A 1,811-nucleotide genomic window follows, 5' to 3' on the forward strand; every position below is an offset into this window, starting at 1 on the left:
GTAACCGATCCTGCGACGCCAACAACTACATATAAGACACAGGACTTCTGTCTGGTAAATGCACCAACCTTTGCCAGTATTCAGACCAACAAGCCTAATGTGGTTTGGTACAGTGCAGCGACAGGAGGAACAGGGATTCCAGCTAAAACAGCATTGACCATCGGATTTTATTACGCCGCATTATTGGATGCTGCCACAGGATGTCAAAGTTCCGTAAGATTAGCCGTTACAATTTCGGTAACCGATCCTGCGACGCCGACTACAACAGATACGACACAAGATTTCTGTCTGGTAAACGCACCAACTTTTGCGAGCATTCAGACCAATGAGCCTAATGTGGTTTGGTACAGTGCAGCGACAGGCGGAACAGTGATTCCAGCTACAACAGCCTTGACCAGTGGTACTTATTATGCTGCTTTATTGGATGCTGCCACAGGATGCGAGAGTTCCATAAGATTAGCCGTTACAATTTCGGTAACCGATCCTGCGACGCCAACAACTACAGATACGACACAGGACTTCTGTCTGGTAAATGCACCAACCTTTGCCAGCATTCAGACCAACCAGCCTAATGTGGTTTGGTACAGTGCAGCGACAGGCGGAACAGCGATTCCAGCTACAACAGCTTTGACAAGCGGAGTTTATTACGCCGCATTATTGGATGCTGCCACAGGATGTCAAAGTTCCGTAAGATTAGCCGTTACAATTTCGGTAACCGATCCTGCGACGCCGACTACAACAGATACGACACAAGATTTCTGTCTGGTAAACGCACCAACTTTTGCGAGCATTCAGACCAATGAGCCTAATGTGGTTTGGTACAGTGCAGCGACAGGCGGAACAGTGATTCCAGCTACAACAGCCTTGACCAGTGGTACTTATTATGCTGCTTTATTGGATGCTGCCACAGGATGCGAGAGTTCCATAAGATTAGCCGTTACGATTTCCGTAACCGATCCTGCGACACCAACAACTACAGATACAACACAGGACTTCTGTTTGGTAAACGCACCAACTTTTGCCAGCATTCAGACCAATGAGCCTAATGTGGTTTGGTACAGTGCTGCGACAGGCGGAACAGCGATTCCAGCTACAACAGCCTTGACAAGTGGTACTTATTACGCTGCTTTGTTGGATGCTGCCACAGGATGTGAAAGTTCTATAAGATTGGCCGTTACGATTTCCGTAACCGATCCTGCAACACCAACAACTACAGATACAACACAAGATTTCTGTCTGGTAGATGCACCAACATTTGCAAGCATTCAGACGAACCAGCCTAATGTGGTTTGGTACAGTGCAGCGACAGGCGGAACAGCGATTCCTGCTACAACAGCTTTAATAAGCGGAGTTTATTACGCTGCTTTATTGGATGCTGCCACAGGATGTGAAAGTTCGATAAGATTGGCCTTTACGATTTCCGTAACCGATCCGGCAACACCAACTACAACAGATACAACACAAGATTTCTGTCTGGTAAATGCACCAACTTTTGCCAGCATTCAGACCAATGAACCTAATGTGGTTTGGTACAGTGCTGCAACAGGCGGAACAGCGATTCCAGCTACAACAGCCTTGACAAGCGGAGTTTATTACGCTGCTTTATTGGATGCTGCCACAGGATGTGAGAGTTCCGTAAGATTGGCCGTTACGATTTCCGTAACCGATCCTGCAACACCAACAACTACAGATACGACACAAGATTTCTGTCTGGTAAACGCACCAACTTTTGCAAGCATTCAGACCAATGAACCTAATGTGGTTTGGTATAGTGCTGCGACAGGCGGAACAGCGATTCCTGCTACAACAGC

Annotated in this window: 1 pseudogene; it reads left to right on the plus strand. The window is 47.1% G+C overall.

The features are described 5' to 3' along the window. Nucleotides 1-1,811: pseudogene (locus GJU43_RS22905) on the plus strand (hypothetical protein); the annotation flags it as partial.

The organism is Flavobacterium sp. LC2016-23 (assembly GCF_009674775.1).
Lineage (GTDB): Bacteria > Bacteroidota > Bacteroidia > Flavobacteriales > Flavobacteriaceae > Flavobacterium.